Genomic DNA, 1,881 nt, shown 5'->3' with positions numbered 1-1,881 from the left:
TCGCCGCGCCCAGCACCACTTCCGAAGCGCCGTTCGAATAGACATCGGCGGTGTCGAAGAGGTTGACGCCGGCCTCGAGGCAGATGTCGAGCAGCCGGCGCGCCTCTTGCGCGTCGCTGTTGCCCCAGGCGCCGAACAGCGGGCCGGAACCGCCGAAGGTGCCGGCCCCGAACGAGAGCGCCGGGACCTTGAGGCCCGATGCGCCAAGACGTCGATAATCCATCTTTTGCTCCTGCTTGGATTGAGAGGGTGGTTGAGCTTTTGCCGGGCAGACTACGTGCGGACGGACGCCGGCTCGCCGAGCGCCTGGGCGCGATCGAGGCGCAGCGCCAGCGCGGCGACGCAGAGCGCCGAAAGCGGCAGCAGGGCCGCGACCCAGGTGACGGCGCCAAGGCCGGGGCCATGCGCGATAACCACGCCGCCCAGCCAGGCGCCGGCGGCGTTGCCGAGGTTGAAGGCGGCGATGTTGAAGGAGGAGGCAAGGCTCTGCCCGGCGCCTTCGGCCTTTTCCAGCACCCACATCTGCAGCGGCGCCACGGTGGCGAAGGCGGCGGCGCCGAGCAGGCCGGCAAAGAGGACCGCCAGCACCTGGCTCCGCAGGCCAATAGTCATCAGGCCAAGCACCAGCGCCAGCACAATCAGGCTGCCGAGCACGGACGGCACCAGCCAGCGATCGGCTGCCTTGCCGCCGATCAGGTTGCCGGCGATGAGGCCGCCGCCGAAGACGAGCAGGATCGGCGACACCGCCGCTTCCGGAAAGCCGCTGATTTCGGTCAGCATCGGAGCGATGTAGGTGAAGACGGCAAAGACGCCGGCATAGCCAAGCACGGTGGTGGCGAAGCCGAGCAGGACGGGTGCGCGGCCGAGCACCGCGAGATCGGCGCGCAGATTGCTCTTCTGGGGCTCTGGCTGCTCGCGCGGCACCAGGGCCAAGATGACCGCGAAGGCCGCGATGCCAACCAGCGTCACCGCCCAGAAGGTGGCGCGCCAGCCGAAGGCCTGGCCGAGCCATGTGCCGAACGGGACGCCGAGGATATTGGCGATGGTCAGCCCGGTGAACATCAGCGCGATCGCCGAGGCCTTCCTGTTGGGCGCGACCAGCCCGGTCGCCACGACCGAGCCGACGCCGAAGAAGGTGCCGTGGGCAAAGGCGGTGAGCACGCGGGCGCCCATCAGCGTCCAGTAATCGGGAGCGAGCGCGCAGGCGAGATTGCCAAGGGTGAAGATCGCCATCAGCGCCAGGAGCACGGTCTTGCGCGGCCAGCGGCCGGTGGCGATGGTGAGCAGCGGCGCGCCGATAACGACGCCCAGCGCATAGCCGGAGATCAGCTGGCCGGCGGCCGAGATCGAGACTCCAAGGTCGCCGCTGACCTGGAGCAGCAGGCCCATGATGACGAATTCGGTGACGCCGATGCCAAAGGCGCCGGCGGCAAGGGCATAGAGAGCAAGAGGCATGGCGATCGTCCCGTTGGTGGTGCTGGGACGCACTTCCCCGCGTCCCGGCTCGGAAGATCGTGTTGCTACCGTCTGTGAGCCAGACTTGCCCGAGGCACATCGATTATGAAATAGATTCATAGATGGCGAGATCAGAGATAAACCGCTCTGGCGAGATCGAGGTGTTTGTTCGCGTCGTCGAGGCTGGCAGCTTTTCGGCGGCGGCGCGGGCGCTGCGCATGACGCCGTCGGCGGTGAGCAAGCTGATCGCGCGGCTGGAAGCGCGGCTCGGCGCCCGCCTTGTCAGCCGTTCGACGCGCAGGCTGCAGCTCACGCCGGAAGGGGCCGCCTTCCACGACAGCGGCGTGCGCATCCTGGCCGACATGGCGGCGGCCGAGCGCGAGGCAGCAGCCGGTGCCGCGCCGCGCGGTCTGCTCAGGATCAACT

Annotated in this window: 3 protein-coding genes; 1 reads left to right on the top strand and 2 read right to left on the bottom strand. The window is 68.5% G+C overall.

Features of this window, described 5'->3' with window-relative positions; all coding sequences use genetic code 11:
• Both EN781_RS31615 and EN781_RS31610 read right to left on the bottom strand, forming a co-directional pair.
• On the bottom strand, positions 1-223 hold a 223-nt coding region (locus tag EN781_RS31615), incomplete at its 3' end, for an aldo/keto reductase (protein ID WP_145965753.1).
• A 50-nt stretch (positions 224-273) separates the two neighbouring features.
• Positions 274-1,455, bottom strand: a complete 1,182-nt coding sequence (locus EN781_RS31610) for an MFS transporter (RefSeq protein ID WP_127400687.1) — start codon at positions 1,453-1,455, stop codon at positions 274-276.
• A 122-nt stretch (positions 1,456-1,577) separates the two neighbouring features.
• Between EN781_RS31610 and EN781_RS31605 the strand changes: the two genes are divergently transcribed.
• Positions 1,578-1,881, top strand: a 304-nt coding sequence (locus EN781_RS31605) for a LysR family transcriptional regulator (protein ID WP_145965752.1), incomplete at its 3' end; no start/stop codon positions are given.

Source organism: Mesorhizobium sp. M4A.F.Ca.ET.090.04.2.1, assembly GCF_003999085.1.
Taxonomy (GTDB): Bacteria; Pseudomonadota; Alphaproteobacteria; order Rhizobiales; family Rhizobiaceae; genus Mesorhizobium.
The sequence above is the reverse complement of the archived record's forward strand: the minus strand, read 5'-3'. Positions and strand labels throughout refer to the sequence as shown.